This window comes from Aeromonas sp. JL9 (assembly GCF_024436075.1).
GTDB lineage: Bacteria > Pseudomonadota > Gammaproteobacteria > Enterobacterales > Aeromonadaceae > Aeromonas > Aeromonas veronii.
This window is the reverse complement of sequence record NZ_JANFNV010000005.1, coordinates 15,957-29,296: the sequence shown is the minus strand read 5'-3', so window position 1 is coordinate 29,296 and position 13,340 is coordinate 15,957. Positions and strand designations below refer to the sequence as shown.

Annotated in this window: 11 protein-coding genes; 3 read left to right on the top strand and 8 right to left on the bottom strand. The window is 55.7% G+C overall.

The genetic code is table 11. From position 1 onward, the window contains the following. Positions 1-66: 66 nt before the first annotated feature. The 5 genes from secF to queA all read right to left on the bottom strand — a co-directional run bounded on the left by secF (position 67) and on the right by queA (position 5,548). Positions 67-1,014, bottom strand: a complete 948-nt coding sequence (gene secF, locus NOM06_RS05645; protein ID WP_005337322.1) for a protein translocase subunit SecF — start codon at positions 1,012-1,014, stop codon at positions 67-69. 10 nt (positions 1,015-1,024) lie between these two features. After that, positions 1,025-2,878, bottom strand: coding sequence for a protein translocase subunit SecD (secD, locus tag NOM06_RS05640; RefSeq protein ID WP_255910369.1), 1,854 nt, complete (start codon positions 2,876-2,878; stop codon positions 1,025-1,027). Positions 2,879-2,896: 18 nt separating this feature from the next. Beyond that, the gene (gene yajC / locus NOM06_RS05635; protein ID WP_005337327.1) at positions 2,897-3,232 is read right to left on the bottom strand and encodes a preprotein translocase subunit YajC; all 336 of its coding nucleotides are present in this window, start codon (positions 3,230-3,232) and stop codon (positions 2,897-2,899) included. 52 nt (positions 3,233-3,284) lie between these two features. Then, positions 3,285-4,421, bottom strand: coding sequence for a tRNA guanosine(34) transglycosylase Tgt (gene tgt, locus NOM06_RS05630; RefSeq protein WP_005337329.1), 1,137 nt, complete (start codon positions 4,419-4,421; stop codon positions 3,285-3,287). A 74-nt stretch (positions 4,422-4,495) separates the two neighbouring features. Continuing rightward, positions 4,496-5,548, bottom strand: a complete 1,053-nt coding sequence (gene queA / locus NOM06_RS05625; protein WP_005344678.1) for a tRNA preQ1(34) S-adenosylmethionine ribosyltransferase-isomerase QueA — start codon at positions 5,546-5,548, stop codon at positions 4,496-4,498. A 212-nt stretch (positions 5,549-5,760) separates the two neighbouring features. Here queA and NOM06_RS05620 point away from each other — a divergent pair, with 212 nt between their 5' ends. The 3 genes from NOM06_RS05620 to ahpF all read left to right on the top strand — a co-directional run bounded on the left by NOM06_RS05620 (position 5,761) and on the right by ahpF (position 9,168). Further along, a complete protein-coding gene (locus NOM06_RS05620; protein WP_005337333.1) occupies positions 5,761-6,207 on the top strand; it encodes a CBS domain-containing protein in 447 nt (148 codons plus the stop codon). Between the two features lie 690 nt (positions 6,208-6,897). Further along, a complete protein-coding gene (gene ahpC, locus NOM06_RS05615) occupies positions 6,898-7,464 on the top strand; it encodes an alkyl hydroperoxide reductase subunit C (protein ID WP_005337335.1) in 567 nt (188 codons plus the stop codon). Positions 7,465-7,587: 123 nt separating this feature from the next. Further along, complete coding sequence (gene ahpF, locus NOM06_RS05610; protein WP_255910367.1) at positions 7,588-9,168, top strand: alkyl hydroperoxide reductase subunit F; 1,581 nt, start codon at positions 7,588-7,590, stop codon at positions 9,166-9,168. A gap of 136 nt (positions 9,169-9,304) precedes the next feature. Here ahpF and NOM06_RS05605 read toward each other — a convergent pair whose 3' ends face one another. The 3 genes from NOM06_RS05605 to NOM06_RS20880 all read right to left on the bottom strand — a co-directional run. Next, positions 9,305-10,021 carry an SIMPL domain-containing protein gene (locus tag NOM06_RS05605; RefSeq protein ID WP_255910365.1) on the bottom strand — a complete coding sequence of 239 codons (717 nt, stop codon included), beginning with the start codon at positions 10,019-10,021 and terminating at the stop codon, positions 9,305-9,307. Positions 10,022-10,077: 56 nt separating this feature from the next. Beyond that, positions 10,078-10,638: a hypothetical protein gene (locus NOM06_RS05600; RefSeq protein WP_255910363.1), complete on the bottom strand. Its 561-nt coding sequence runs from the start codon at positions 10,636-10,638 to the stop codon at positions 10,078-10,080. An 86-nt stretch (positions 10,639-10,724) separates the two neighbouring features. Continuing rightward, positions 10,725-13,340: type I secretion C-terminal target domain-containing protein (locus NOM06_RS20880; RefSeq protein ID WP_305120739.1), on the bottom strand; the 2,616-nt coding region annotated here is incomplete at its 5' end.

Here is a 13,340-nt window from a genome sequence, read left to right as displayed (position 1 = left end):
AAATCATGTGCGTCAGCAAACGACACGCAGAGATAAGAAAAGAGCGCCATGAGGCGCTCTTCACTGTTACGGCAGGATTTCCTGTTGGTCCGCCCCCTCTTTCTCTACCTGGGTGGGCAGCATGTGCTCGCGCTTGACGCCGAGGAACATGGCAAACGCACTCGCCACATAGATGGAGGAGTAGGTACCGAACGCCACACCGATCACCATGGCCACGGCAAAACCGTGGATCAGTGCACCGCCCTTGAGCAGCAGCGCCAGCACCACGATAAAGGTAAGGCCGGAGGTGATGATGGTACGACTCAGGGTCTCGGTCATGGAGAGATCCAGAATGTACTCGGTATCCCCTTTACGCACCTTGCGGAAGTTCTCCCGCAAGCGGTCGAACACCACGATAGTATCGTTCAGGGAGTAACCCACCAGGGTCATCAGTGCCGCCAGTACAGTCAGGTCGAACTCATACTGGAAGTAGGCAAAGACACCCAGCGTGATCACCACGTCGTGCACCAGGGAGAGAATGCCCCCCAGCGCCAGACGCCATTCGAAACGCACTGCCACGTAGGCCAGGATACAGAGGATGGAGGCCAGCATGGCCAGCGCACCGTCTGTCGCCAGCTCATCACCCACGGAAGGGCCGACGAACTCGACGCGTTTGAGCACTGCGCCCTCGTCGAGCTGCTTGGCCGCCGCCAGCACTTCGTTACCCTGTTGTTCTACCTTGACCCCCTCTTTCGGGGTCAGGCGGAACAGCACGTCACGGCTGGAGCCAAAGTGTTGCAGGGTTGCCCCTTCAATCTTCTGCTCTTCCAGAGCGTCGTGGATCTTGTCCAGGCTCACCGACTGCTGGAACCCCACCTCGATGGTGGTACCACCGGTAAAGTCCAGACCCCAGTTCAGACCCCGATCAAACAGGAAGAACAGGGCTACCACCATCAGCACGGAAGAGAAAACCACACCCGGCTTGGCATAGCGCATAAACGGGATCGGTTTTTCAAAATGTAGAATCTGAAACATCTCTCTATCCTCAGATGGGCAGCTTGTCGATACGCCGTCCACCCCAAGCCAGGTTGATAATGGCACGGGAAACTGTGATGGCAGTAAACATGGAGGCGGTCAGACCAATGCCCAGCGTCAGGGCAAAGCCCTTGATGGCGCCAGTACCGATTCCGAACAGGATCACGCAGGTGATCAGCGAGGTCACGTTGGAGTCGGCGATGGTGGAGAATGCCCGATCAAAGCCCAGATGGATGGCTTGCTGAACACCGCGACCGTTGCGGATCTCTTCACGAATACGCTCGTAGATCAGCACGTTGGCATCCACCGCCATACCCAGCGTCAGGACGATACCGGCGATCCCCGGCAGTGTCATGGTGGCCCCCGGGATCATCGACATGATGCCGACAATCAACACCAGGTTCATACAGAGCGCCAGGTTGGCAACCCAGCCGAACGCACGGTAGTAGATCCCCATGAACAGCACGATCACCAGCATGGCCCAGCCGATGGCTTCCATACCGCTGTCGATGTTCTGTTGACCCAGGCTCGGGCCAATGGTGCGCTCTTCCACGATCTGGATCGGGGCGATCAGGGCACCGGCACGCAGCAGCAGCGCCAGGTTGTGGGCTTCGTTGGCGTTGTCGATACCAGTGATACGGAACTGGCTGCCAAGACGCGACTGGATAGTGGCGACGTTGATCACCTCCTCCTGCTTGCGGAACTTGCGCTTGCCATCCGGACCCGGTTGACCGACCGGCTTGTACTCGATGAAGACGGTCGCCATCCCTTTACCGACGTTGTCCTTGGTAAAGTTGGCCATCTTGTTGCCACCCTGGCCATCCAGCTTGATGTTGACCTGGGGACGGCTGTACTCGTCGAAACCGGACTGGGCACCCACGATGTGGTCACCGGTCAGGATCACCCGCTTTTGCAGCACCACGGGACGACCGTTGCGATCGTTGTAGACCTTGGAGCTGGGGGGAACTCGCCCTTCAGCAGCCGCCTGAATATCAGCCGCCTCATCGACCATGTGGAACTCCAGGGTCGCGGTCGCACCGAGGATCTCCTTGGCACGAGCGGTATCCTGAATACCGGGCAGTTCAACGACAATGCGCTCGGCGCCTTGCTGTTGTACCAGCGGCTCGGCCACGCCCAGTTCGTTGACCCGGTTACGGATGATGGTGATGTTCTGCTCGAGGGCGTACTTCTTCACTTCCTTGATCTTGGCTTCGCTCAGACCAGCCAGCAGGATAAACTCATCCCCTTTCTGCTCGGTAGTGAAGGTCAAATCAGGGTTCTGACGACGCAGATGAGAAACGGCGCGTTCCTGATCGGCTTCGTCACGGAAGATCACCTGCACCTGATCACCGACCCGGCGCACGCCGGAGTAACGGATCTTCTGGGTGCGCAGCTCGGAGCGGAAATCCTGCACCATCTGCTCTTGCTGCTTGGTTAGTGCTTCGGCCATGTCCACTTCCATCAGGAAATGCACACCACCGCGCAGATCAAGACCCAGCTTCAGAGGCGCCGCACCGATGGCTTCGAGCCAGGCGGGAGTGGAAGGTGCCAGGTTGAGTGCGGTAATGAAGTTGTCGCCCAGCTTGTTGGCAACGATATCGCGCGCCTTCAGCTGGTCTTCAGTGTTCTTGAAACGGATCAGGATAAAACCGTGCTCGAATGCAGCATGTTTGACCGGGATCTTGGCCGCTTCAAGGGTCTCTTTCACCAGATCAAGAGTATCTAGCTTGACTTCGGCACCACGGCTGGCAGAAACCTGCAAAGCCGGATCTTCGCCGTAAAGATTGGGGGCTGCATATAGAAAACCGATGGCGATCACCAGGATCACCATCAGGTATTTCCACAGCGGATAGCGATTCAACACGCTGTGCTCCTTGGGAGATTAAAGGGACTGGATAGAACCCTTGGGCAGAACGGCAGAGACGAAGTCCTTTTTGATGGTGACTTGAGTCTGGTCGTTCAGGGCGATCACCAGGTAATCGCTGTCTGCAGCCACTTTGGCAATTTTGCCAACCAGGCCACCGGAAGTGAGCACTTCATCACCCTTGGACAAGGAGCTCATCAGATTGCGGTGATCCTTGGCACGCTTGGCCTGGGGACGATAGATCATGAAGTAGAAGATCAGGCCGAATACGGCCAGCATGATGATCATTTCCATACCACCACCCTGTGCACCCGGTGCTGCGCCTTCTGCATACGCCTTGGAGATAATGCTCATTTAACAACCTCTTATTGATGTAGATTTAAAAAAACAAAATTATATGTTGTTGTTATTTAACGTCATTTTCAGCTAACGGAGGCACAGGCTTCCCTTGCCGACGGTAAAACTCTGTTACAAAGTCGTCTAATTTACCCTGCTCGATCGCGTCCCGCAAACCCTGCATCACGCGTTGGTAATAACGCAGGTTATGAATCGTATTCAGACGGGCACCGAGGATCTCGTTGCACTTGTCCAGATGGTGCAGGTAGCTACGGCTGTAGTTCTTGCAGGTGTAGCAATCGCATTCGGCATCCAGGGTGCTGGTGTCGTTGCGGTGCTGGGCGTTGCGGATTTTCACTACGCCATCGGTGGTGAACAGGTGGCCGTTGCGGGCGTTGCGAGTCGGCATGACGCAGTCGAACATGTCGATACCACGGCGCACCCCTTCCACCAGATCTTCCGGCTTGCCGACACCCATCAGGTAGCGCGGCTTGTCAGCCGGAATTTTCGGGCAGACGTGCTCGAGGATACGGTGCATGTCCTCTTTGGGTTCACCCACGGCCAGACCACCGACTGCATAACCGTCGAAACCGATCTCCAGCAGCCCCTTGAGGGAGACATCCCGCAGATCTTCGTACACCGAGCCCTGAATGATGCCGAACAGGGCGTTCTTGTTACCCAGCGCATCAAACTTGTCGCGGGAACGCTTGCCCCAGCGCAGGGACATCTCCATGGACTTGCGCGCTTCTTCATAAGTGGCCGGGTACGGGGTGCACTCGTCGAAGATCATCACGATGTCGGAGCCCAGATCGTACTGGATCTCCATGGACTTCTCGGGGTCGAGGAAGATCTTCTCGCCATTGATGGGGTGACGGAAGTGGACGCCCGCTTCGGTGATCTTGCGAATATGGCCCAGGCTGAACACCTGGAAACCACCGGAGTCGGTCAGGATCGGGCCCTGCCAGTTCATGAAGTCATGCAGATCGCCGTGGGCACGCATCACTTCCTGTCCCGGACGCAACCAGAGGTGGAAGGTGTTACCCAGCAGGATCTGGGCGCCGGTTTCACGCACTTCTTCCGGGGTCATCCCCTTGACGGTGCCATACGTCCCGACCGGCATAAAGGCCGGCGTTTGTACCACACCACGTTCGAAGACCAGTTGACCGCGACGGGCACGGCCGTCGGTGGTTTTCAGTTCAAATTTCATTGCTACCTCGGCTGCGTCAGATAAACAGTCTGACAATAGGAGGGCCGCTCACGGCCCGGTAAATAAGCTGAAGCTTATGCTTCAACCTGGCGACGGGTGACGAACATGGCGTCCCCGTAGCTGAAGAAACGGTACTGTCCGGCCACGGCTGCCTGATAGGCCGCCATCACGTTGTCATAACCGGCGAAGGCGCTGACCAGCATGATCAGGGTCGACTCCGGCAGATGGAAGTTGGTGACCATGGCATCGACAATCTGGAACTGATAGCCAGGGAAGATGAAGATATCGGTGTCACTAAAGAAGGGCGCCAGCGGTTTGCCCTGCGCCAGGGTGACCTTGGCCGCGCTCTCCAGCGAACGGACCGAGGTGGTGCCAACGGCAATCACCCGACCACCACGAGCACGGGTGGCCGCGATGGCATCTACCACCTCTTGCGGCACTTCCGCATACTCGGAGTGCATGTGGTGATCTTCAATCTTCTCAACCCGCACCGGCTGGAAGGTCCCCGCCCCTACATGCAGGGTGACGAAGGCCGTTTCAACCCCTTTGGCCCGAATTTTCTCAAGCAGCGGCTCATCAAAGTGCAGGCCGGCGGTCGGCGCAGCGACAGCCCCCGGTTTTTGATTGTAAACGGTCTGGTAGCGCTCCTTGTCGGCATCCTCGTCGGGACGATCGATATAGGGGGGCAGCGGCATGTGGCCGATGGCCTCCAAAATCTCCAGCACCGGACGCGGGTCGAGGAAGTGGATCTCGAACAGGGCGTCGTGGCGGGCACGCATCTCTGCCTCCACACCACCATCCATGATCATCCGGGTGCCGGGCTTGGGCGCCTTGGAGGCCCGGACATGGGCCAGCACGCTGTGCTCGTCCAGAATGCGCTCGACCAGTACCTCCAGCTTGCCGCCGCTGGCCTTCTGGCCAAACATGCGTGCCGGAATGACACGGGTGTTATTGAATACCAGCAGGTCACCCGGATTGAGCTGATCCAGCACATCCACAAATTGACCGTGGCGCAGGGCGCCAGTTTGGCCATCGAGCTGCAACAGGCGGCTGGCAGTACGCTCAGCCATCGGATAACGGGCAATCAGTTCGTCTGGCAGATCAAAATGAAAATCGGATACTTGCATCTTTCACCTCGGGGGGAATCGGCGGCTAGTCTAATTATCCCCATGTTCCAAGGCAACCCAAAAGACCAAAAACCCAAGAGAGACAAGGGGTAGCGAGCAATATTGAGACACACCTCCGGTTAATGATTCTTTAATGTTCTGTATTGACCCTGATCATGTTTTGCCAATGGGCACTGGGCTAGGGTGAAAGCAGATACACAAGGAGGCCCACCATGATGACCCTATCCGAAATCATGACCGAACATCCCTTCACTCTGGGTCCGTCAAACAGTGTCAAACAGGCGATGGATCTGATGCAGCAGGAGCGGATCCGCCACATTCCCATCGTCGACGAGCAGCACCACCTGCTGGGGCTGGTGACCCTCACCGATATCCTGGCTACCCGGGAATCCAAACTGCTGCTCATCAGCCCGGAGCGGGAAGCAGAATTTACCGACAGCGTGCAACTCGACGAGATCATGACACGGCAAGTGGCGAGCGTAGATCCTCACGCTGGCATCAAGGAGGCAGCGCTCTATCTACAGCGCCACAGATATGGCTGCCTGCCGGTCCTCAAAGGACGCAAGCTGATCGGCATTGTCACCGAGTCAGACTTTATTTCCGTGGCCATCAACCTGCTGGAATTGATGGAAGAGCAGGAACCACCTACCGACTTTTGATAGACCATCCTGTAATTAAATTACAATAAAAGCGTTTTCAGTTGTCTAAATAAGCTGAAATGATGAAACACTTTCATTTTGATTGAAAAATTACACCAAATACTTGCCTTGTGATCTGCGTCACACTATCATCCCTCTCATGCAATAGTTGCCGAGGGGGAGACGAGGGATTGTGCACCCATTATCTTCCTCTCATATGTCTGCAAGTTTGCACACCCCGTAGTTAGTCTTTGCTGTAAAGCATTTGTTTATATAGCCATTCCTTGTTTGATGACCCGGCCCTGTCGTTGCGATAGCGCCGGGATTTTTTTATCTGCGCCTTTCTCCCTCCCCTTGCCAGCACATCCCCATCGCTGCGAGCAGCTGCCTCAACCTCCTGCGCCACCTGTTTGCACCACCGTTTATCTCATCGCGTCATCGTGGCTCTGCACACCCCTTCTTATGCCTTGAAAAGGCGATGTAGCGCACAGATATTGAACCACGACAAGGAGTTATCTCAGTAGGCCAGAGATATTCATGTTAGGTACAGCCATAGTGGGCTATCTAATAAGTAGATTTAAGCGATTCAAAATTGCGGCTTTTATCGATTAGCGGAAGCCCCTATGATGAATCCATCGAAAGTTAAGCGCCTCGTCTGGCAAGACTCTTCAACACCAGACCGGCATATGTACATCACCAAGGAGCAATTACATGTCTACCTACATCAACACTGAAATCAAGCCGTTCAATGCTACCGCCTACCACAATGGCAAATTCGTTCAGGTGTCTGACGCTGACCTGAAAGGCAAGTGGTCCGTGGTCTTCTTCTACCCGGCTGACTTCACCTTCGTTTGCCCGACCGAGCTGGGCGACCTGGCTGACAACTACGCTGAATTCCAGAAACTGGGCGTCGAGATCTACTCTGTCTCTACCGATACCCACTTCACTCACAAAGCATGGCACGACACCTCTGACACCATTCAGAAGATCCAGTACCCGATGATTGGTGACCCGACTGGTACCATCACCCGCAACTTCGGCGTGATGATCGAAGAAGCTGGTCTGGCTGACCGCGGTACCTTCGTAATTGACCCGCAGGGCATCATCCAGATCGTCGAGATCAACGCTGGCGGCATCGGCCGTGACGCACTGGAACTGCTGCGCAAAGTTAAAGCGGCCCAGTACGTTGCCTCCCACCCGGGTGAAGTGTGCCCGGCTAAATGGAAAGAAGGCGAAGCCACTTTGGCCCCGTCCCTGGACTTGGTAGGCAAGATCTAAGCCTCCCGCTTCCAAGACCGGCCCGCATAAGGGCCGGTCTGCTTTCCGGCATTGCCAAATAGGCCTGAAAGCAGACCGACTCACATTTAATGCCAACTCGCCATTACAAGAAGGAATTCGACCATGTTGGATACCAACCTCAAACAACAGCTGAACACCTATCTGCAGTACATCGTCAATCCCATCGAGATCAGCGTGTCCGGCAACGACAGCGACAAATCTGCAGAACTGCTGGCACTGGCCAGCGAGATCGCCGAGATGTCCCCCAAGATCACCCAGACCTCTGGCACTGCCGCTCGCAAGCCTTCCATGAGTGTCGCGCCGCAGGGCCAAGCCCCGCGCGTTCACTTTGCCGGCATCCCCATGGGTCATGAATTTACCTCTCTGGTGCTCGCCCTGCTGCAAAGCGGCGGCCACCCCTCCAAGGCCGATGCGGCGGTGCAGGAGCAGATCCGCAATCTCAAGGGTGAGTTCCACTTCGAGACCTATATCTCCCTCTCCTGCCACAACTGCCCGGACGTAGTACAGGCCCTCAACCTGATGGCGACCCTGAACCCCGGCATCACCCACACCATGATCGACGGCGCCCTGTTCCAGGAAGAGGTCGCCGAGCGTCAAATCATGGCGGTACCGAATGTTTACCTGAACGGCCAACCGTTCAGCCAGGGCCGGATCTCGCTGGAAGAGATTGTCGCCAAACTCGACACCGGCGCCGCAGAGCGCAAAGCTGCCGAGCTGAATGAGAAAGATCCCTACGACGTGCTGGTCGTCGGTGGTGGCCCGGCTGGCGCCGCCGCCGCCATCTATGCCGCTCGTAAAGGCATTCGCACCGCCATCGTCGCCGAGCGTTTCGGTGGCCAGGTGATGGATACCGTCGGCATCGAGAACTTCATCTCCGTGCCCTACACCGAAGGCCCCAAGCTGGCCGCCAGCCTGGAGCAACACGTCAAAGAGTACGGCGTGGAAGTGATCACCGAGCAGCGCGCTGCCGCCATCAGCAAGGATGGCTACGTCAACGTGGATCTCGCCTCTGGCGCCACCTTGAAGAGCCGCGCCGTGATCCTGGCGACCGGTGCTCGCTGGCGCGACCTGAACGTGCCGGGCGAGCTTGAGTACCGCACCAAGGGCGTGGCCTACTGCCCGCACTGTGACGGCCCCTTCTTCAAGGGCAAGCGGGTTGCGGTGATCGGGGGCGGCAACTCCGGCATCGAGGCGGCCATCGACTTGGCAGGCATCGTCGAGCACGTCACCGTGGTGGAGTTTGCCGACACCCTGCGTGCCGACGAGGTGCTGCAGAAGAAGGCCCGCTCCATGGGCAACATCGACATCATCATGAGCGCCCGCACCACCGAAGTGATCGGTGATGGCAGCAAGGTGGTGGGCATGGATTACGAAGATCGCACCACAGGTGAGATCAAACACTTAGGCGTGGCGGGTATCTTCGTCCAGATCGGTCTGGTACCGAACACCGAGTTTCTGAAAGGGAGCGAGATAGCCCTGACCCGCTTTGGCGAGATCGAGATCGATACCAAAGGGGCGACCTCCCTGCCCGGCGTCTACGCCGCAGGGGATGCCACCACGGTACCGTTCAAGCAGATCATCATCTCCATGGGTGCTGGCGCCACCGCTGCACTGGGTGCGTTTGATTACCTCATCCGCAACCCTGCTCCTGAAGCGACCAAGGCTGATGCTGTGACCGCCTGATAAACCCAGCGCAACAAAAAGCCGACGCCCGATAAAGTAAACACGAGCGTCGGCTTTTTTATATCTGCATCGATGCGCAATAAAAACCCCGCAGCAAATGGCGGGGTTGTTCATGACTGGACTTAAACGACAGGCATCACTCCAGCAAGAAAACAGCCTCGATATTATCACTTACCGTGATCTGCTGTTGTTGATAGCTGTTGTCCGCCATATCCGCCGCAGGAGCAGCCATCGCCATGGCCTGCACTACCTTCAGGTTGCGGCTGTAGGCGGTAATGGGCGAAGCATTGCGGTACTCCACACTGTAGACCTTGCCAAGCTTCATCCCGAACGCCTTGGCCAGAGATTCAGCCTTGGTTTTGGCATCCTCAACGGCATTCAGACGGGCCTGTTCCTTGATAACCTGCGGCGACTTCAACCCGTACTCAATCTGGGATACGGACTCCAGCCCGGCTTTGAGGGCGGTATCCATCAGGGGGCTCAATTTATCCAGCTGATAGAGTTTGACCGCCAATTGCCGTTGGGCACGGTATCCCAGCAATACCGGCTTCTTGTTCTCGCCATACTGATATTCCGGAGAGACCATCAGGTTGCCAGCCTCAACATCGCTGTGCTTGATCCCCAACCCTTCCAGTTGGCTGAAAAAGGCTGCGACCTTGGTATCGACCTGCTGCTTGGCCTTGAGACCCTGCTTATCCAATGCACTCACCGCCACATTGAGGGTGAGCATATCGGGTTCGGTCTTCTGCTCGGCATAACCACTCACCACCAGATGGGGCGCTTGCGGCACTTCAATCGCCAGCAGCGGAGCACTGACAACCAGAGCGGAAAGAGTAAGAAGGGGACGCCACATAGAAAAAAACCTCAATCGGAAAGATTGAGGTCATTATGCCCGTGCAGCTAAGGGATTCATATATCGTGCAAGGGGGGGATCTGATCCAGTATCTGATTGGTCAGATCGAGACTGATAGTGACCATGCTGCCGGGATCCTGGCTCTGGTTTGCCATATCCAGCGCAGGAGCGGCTCCACAGACCAACACCTCATCATCGAAATGGAACGAGTCCCACGACAGAACGTGTCCTTGCACCGCCTGTCCGATATTGGTGCTACCACTATCCTCCTCCATCGCAGACCAAGGGATGGTATCAGATGGCCCTAGCAAATCTTGCAACAACGGAGAGTGAAAACTGGCCAGCGGATACTCCTGCTGACCCTGAAGATGGCCAACCAGAATCATGTTATGGGCAGACTCGGTATCCATGACCGGCACATAAGTGATAGAGGCCGTAGCGAAGTCAACATAGAGCGAGCCCGCTACATCACCGGCCTCATTCTCAATCTCCATCCCATCCAGCCGATCCCCCGCGATCGAGGCCTGATAGCCAAACTGGCCTGCGCAGGTAATGTTCCCTTGCCCATCCCAGCTATAACGGACGCCATCAATGTCGACCCAGTTGAATGACTGCATGATTACCCCTCTCTTCTACTGCCGCTATCTTATCCATCCCCTTGAGGAAAAAACAGGGGCCAGGCAAGCCTGGCCCCGTTCAAGGGTTAAATATCAACCTTAAGGTTACCGTCATCCAGTAGTTGCTTGATGATATCCTGGTTAGAACCCAGAGAAGCCAGATCGAGTGTATTCTGGAACTGAATTGTCAGTTCCGCCTCCCCACCAGCCCCTGCAGGATCGATAGTCAACGTCTTGGTGGTCGTGTTGAACTGCAGATAGTTGATCAGCACGGCTGCCAAGTCTTCGTTGTCCCCCAGCGCTGGTACGCCAACCAGCAGATCAGACAGATCCAGCACATCGCCACCGCTGGCCGTTTTACCCAGAGTGAAGTCAGTTATGCTGTCGGTACTGCCATCAGCATCCCCCGCCAACCACTTGAAGGTGTCACTACCAAGACCGCCGATCAAAATGTCATCACCCAGACCACCAATCAAAGTGTCATTGCCCGCCCCTCCTTCCAGACGGTCATTGCCATCATTGCCATTAAGCACATCAGCACCTGCATGGCCGAGTAATACGTCATCTCCGCTGGTGCCTACGAGGGCATCATTGGCATTGGTACCTTCCATTACTATCGGTGCCACCGTGGCACTGGAAGCAATATTGATGGTCAGCTGAGCTGTATCCTGATCTCCATCACTTTGTGCCAGTTGATAGTTGAACACATCCGCCTTGCCCACATTGTTGAGATCCGGGTTCGGTGTATAGGTGTAGGTACCATCACTGTAGACTTCGAGTGAGCCATAAAGCCCAACTACTGTTTGGCTCGTGGTAACTGCGGTATAGCTGCTGCCATTCCAGATCTTGAGCACAGTGCTCTCCGCTCCGATGGCATCAACACTTCCCCAAGGATCGCCACTCATCATGTCGTGGTTGGGCTCGGTTAACAGATTGCCATGTGCAGCCGTCAAGGCAATCGCAGCCGTCACGTTGAGTTTGATATTATCCAGCTGCAAAGTGGAGTCAGAGTTACCAGAACCATCATTCACCGAGAAATAAACCCGGTAGCGTGTCCCTGCATCCAGGGTAGACGTTGTGATAGTCGACAACGAACCCGGATCACCGGATAGATTACCGCTAAAGCCAACGCCAGAGAGTTGAACCCAGCTTGAACCATCGAATTTGTACAGATTCCAAGTCACTGTATCGCTGGCATGTACGTTAGCTCTATCGTATTGGAAGCTAAGTGTGGTTGTATCTGCCAGCCCAGTGACGAACTCTGGGGTCAAAAGCTGTGCAGCACCTGCGCCATCATCATTTCTATCAACGAGTTGTAATATGCCTCCACTAACACGGCCGTCCAGGGTTGAAGTATCTAGCGTACTGACAATCCACTTGTTGCCATTGCTCGCCACGGCATCGCCAATGGAACTGGAGCTCAAGTACATCACACTCCGACCAGTGCCAGAAGTGTCATAGATCCAGGGATTGTACCCGGCACCACTGTTCGCAGAATTGGTCGTATCCCCAAAGTCTGCCAGTGTGGTGCTGGTCGTGGCCCCCGGGATCATGATCTGGGTTACCAGCGCTTCATCACCGTTGTCATAGGCGATAACATCACTGGAATCTGTCGTGATCATGTTGAGTACGCCGGTCTTCACGTCCCCATCCGCATCGCTGATGGTGTAGCGGAAGGTCTCTGTATAGTCATTTGCCACGTCCAGCGACAAGCTATAGCTATATGCCCCTGTCAACAAATTGACCGAGAAAGTTCCCCCACCATGAGTGGGAATAGTTAGCACATGCGTTATTGCGTTGTAGCCGGAATACGTCGTGGTATACACCACATCCGGGGTTTCCGGGTTGCCATCTGCATCATGAGAGATACTGGTGATGGGCAAGTCCGCCGGACCATCAGCACCGAATACAACCCCAGCATCAGTCAGCAAATTCCCTGTGGTTGGGACCTGTACTGTCCCGGACAGGGTCGAAGCCAGCTGACTCAGATCCGTGACAATGATAGCAGGTTGCTGTTGACCAGAGCTTCCGTTGTAAGCTATCGGCGTCAGCGCGCCAGCGGTTGCGCCGGTACCCATGCCCAGGGCATAAGCATTGATATCATTACTGTTAAGGAAAGCTTCCCAAGCGGTTTGTTCCGCTGTGTTAATGCCCGTACTTCCGGTACCGCTAACACCTGGCCAATTGGTACTTTCGGTGGGTTCCCCATCAGAGAGGAAATACAGCACACTCTGACCACCGATGATTTTTCCTGCCGAGTCGTAAGCTGACATAGCCTTGATCAGAGCATCGTCATAATCAGTCCCGCCATTACCCAAATAGTCGGTAACACCATTAATGACATTCAAAGCCTGAGTGGCTGTCAGCCAGACATCGCCAGATCCCAAGAAGTTAGTGGTTGCCGAGCTGGCAAAACCAACCAGACGCACCATTACGTCCCCTACATCATCGTAATCACGAATGAGCTGCAAAATGGATGCTTTGGCAATCGCCATGCGGGTAGCAAATCCAGCCACTCCCGAGGCGTAATCCATGCTGCCTGATGTATCCAGGATGATCATAAGATTGGTGCCTGGATTCGAAAACTCCTCGACACGGGTATTAAGGTCAACAGGCTGTGCCGGCACATCATCCACTATCTGCACGCTCAGGGTGTTCGTCGCTGAGTCCCCATCGCTGTCCACCAGGCTCACCGCGAAGTC

Excerpts from the sequence above, each read along its gene's own strand:
- secF (WP_005337322.1), bottom strand. The coding sequence starts at position 1,014 with ATGTTTCAGATTCTACATTTTGAAAAACCGATCCCGTTTATGCGCTAT.
- yajC (WP_005337327.1), bottom strand. The coding sequence starts at position 3,232 with ATGAGCATTATCTCCAAGGCGTATGCAGAAGGCGCAGCACCGGGTGCA.
- tgt (WP_005337329.1), bottom strand. The coding sequence starts at position 4,421 with ATGAAATTTGAACTGAAAACCACCGACGGCCGTGCCCGTCGCGGTCAA.
- queA (WP_005344678.1), bottom strand. The coding sequence starts at position 5,548 with ATGCAAGTATCCGATTTTCATTTTGATCTGCCAGACGAACTGATTGCC.
- NOM06_RS05620 (WP_005337333.1), top strand. The coding sequence starts at position 5,761 with ATGATGACCCTATCCGAAATCATGACCGAACATCCCTTCACTCTGGGT.
- ahpC (WP_005337335.1), top strand. The coding sequence starts at position 6,898 with ATGTCTACCTACATCAACACTGAAATCAAGCCGTTCAATGCTACCGCC.
- ahpF (WP_255910367.1), top strand. The coding sequence starts at position 7,588 with ATGTTGGATACCAACCTCAAACAACAGCTGAACACCTATCTGCAGTAC.
- NOM06_RS05605 (WP_255910365.1), bottom strand. The coding sequence starts at position 10,021 with ATGTGGCGTCCCCTTCTTACTCTTTCCGCTCTGGTTGTCAGTGCTCCG.
- NOM06_RS05600 (WP_255910363.1), bottom strand. The coding sequence starts at position 10,638 with ATGCAGTCATTCAACTGGGTCGACATTGATGGCGTCCGTTATAGCTGG.